Source organism: Aquiflexum sp. (genome assembly GCF_977115555.1).
In genome coordinates this window covers 1-1,727 of record NZ_CDSBKL010000610.1, presented here as the reverse complement: position 1 = coordinate 1,727, position 1,727 = coordinate 1, and the positions used below count along the sequence as shown (strand labels likewise).

General features: G+C 40.5%; 3 protein-coding genes. All 3 read left to right on the top strand.

The window, feature by feature from the left end:
* Window positions 1-268 precede the first annotated feature (268 nt).
* On the top strand, window positions 269-685 hold the full coding sequence (locus ACZFYI_RS20065) for an RrF2 family transcriptional regulator (protein WP_462525896.1): 417 nt from the start codon (window positions 269-271) through the stop codon (window positions 683-685).
* A 74-nt stretch (window positions 686-759) separates the two neighbouring features.
* A complete protein-coding gene (locus tag ACZFYI_RS20060; protein WP_462525895.1) occupies window positions 760-1,032 on the top strand; it encodes a DUF2061 domain-containing protein in 273 nt (90 codons plus the stop codon).
* Window positions 1,007-1,711: a phosphoadenylyl-sulfate reductase gene (locus ACZFYI_RS20055; protein WP_462525894.1), complete on the top strand. Its 705-nt coding sequence runs from the start codon at window positions 1,007-1,009 to the stop codon at window positions 1,709-1,711. The genes ACZFYI_RS20060 and ACZFYI_RS20055 overlap by 26 nt, the downstream gene beginning before the upstream one ends.
* Window positions 1,712-1,727: the final 16 nt, after the last annotated feature.

Below are 1,727 nucleotides of genomic sequence, written 5' to 3'. Positions count from 1 at the left end.
AATTTTGAAAGAGCGGTAAGACAGTGTGCCTCCTATAAATTTTGTGCCTTTTGAAAACTGACCATAGGAAAGAATTGGCATAAAAACCAAAAGAATAAGTAATTTTTTCATATTTGGGATGAAGATTATGTGAAGGGATAAAGGTAATTCATAGTTTTCAAATCAACGAGACCTCCTCCTTAAAAGTTAGGAATTTGTTAAATACCTTCAATTCTTTCTTTGACCATTAGATTTAGCCATTTTCGTTTTTTCCCCTATTTTTGTACTTATGCTTTCCAAAAAGACCAAATATGCTTTTCATGCCTTGACATACCTCGGCAAGCACCGTGACCAAAAGACCGTCCTCATCCAGGATATTTCCGAAGAATACGGCATATCCCATAAATTTTTGGAAAACATTCTCCTAGAACTTAGAAAAGCCGGTATCCTCGGCAGCAAAAAAGGAAAAGGCGGCGGCTATTACCTGATCAAAGAACCCAAGGACATCCCCCTTTCCAAAGTAATCCGCCTGCTCGACGGTCCCATAGCACTGCTTCCCTGTGTCAGCCTCAATTATTACGAACCATGCGTGGAATGTAAAAGTGAAGCGCTTTGTGGCCTCAATAAAGTCATGATCCAAGTACGCGATGAAATGCTCAATGTATTGGAAAACAAGTCATTGGCAGATATTCTGGATAAAGAATAAAAATTTTTTCCCTATTACCCTATAATATTTATAGACTTTATATACTTTTGTAAAAGTGTTATAATGTTAGGTATATGATTTTAGACCAGCCGATCAAAAAATGGTTTGTGACCAAACAGGGCAAAGATTCCAATATCAAGAGCTTTATGAAATCCATTTCCTGGCGGATCGTCGGGACATTGGATACCATGGTGATCTCTTTTTTTGTCACCGGGCAGCTGGTGATGGCGATTTCAATAGGATCTATTGAAGTTGTTACCAAAATCATTCTTTACTACCTCCACGAAAGGGCTTGGGAAAGCGCTACCAAAATTGAAAAAGATGAGCCTAAAAAAGAATTTGCATAGCCTAAGTGAGAAGTTGGAAAGCCTTACTCCTGCTGAGGGATTGGCATTTCTTTCTGACCTTTTCAGAGGGAAAGTGGTTTTTTCTACCTCCTTGGGGCAGGAAGATCAGGTGATTACACAGATGATTGCCAGTAACTTTCTCCCGATCAATATATTTTCTTTGGACACAGGAAGGCTTTTTCCCGAGACACTTGACTTGATAGCCAGAACTGAATCCAAATACAACACCAAAATCAAAGTCTTGTATCCTGAAAGGGATTCTGTAGAAAACCTTGTCCATAAACAGGGAATCAACGGTTTTTATGATTCTGTGGAAAACAGAAAATCCTGTTGCCATGTCCGGAAAGTGGAACCACTCAAAAGAGCCTTGCTTGGAAACAGCGTTTGGGTCACCGGATTACGAGCAGAGCAAAGTGCCAACAGGAGTGAAATGAACAAGATCGAATGGGATGAATCCAATCAGATCATCAAGTTCAACCCGCTTTTGGATTGGACTTATATCCAAATGATGGAATATATAGAGAAAAAAAATATCCCTTATAATCCACTCCATGACAAAGGATTCACCAGCATAGGCTGTGCACCCTGCACCCGTGCCATATTGCCCGGAGAAGATGCACGTGCAGGCAGATGGTGGTGGGAAGATTCCAAAAAGGAATGCGGCTTACACGCTAAGTGAGAAGCGAGAAGCGAGA

What these genes read in the sequence shown, in the direction of transcription:
- ACZFYI_RS20065 (WP_462525896.1), top strand. Translation starts at nt 269, where the DNA reads ATGCTTTCCAAAAAGACCAAATATGCTTTTCATGCCTTGACATACCTC.
- ACZFYI_RS20060 (WP_462525895.1), top strand. Translation starts at nt 760, where the DNA reads ATGATTTTAGACCAGCCGATCAAAAAATGGTTTGTGACCAAACAGGGC.
- ACZFYI_RS20055 (WP_462525894.1), top strand. Translation starts at nt 1,007, where the DNA reads ATGAGCCTAAAAAAGAATTTGCATAGCCTAAGTGAGAAGTTGGAAAGC.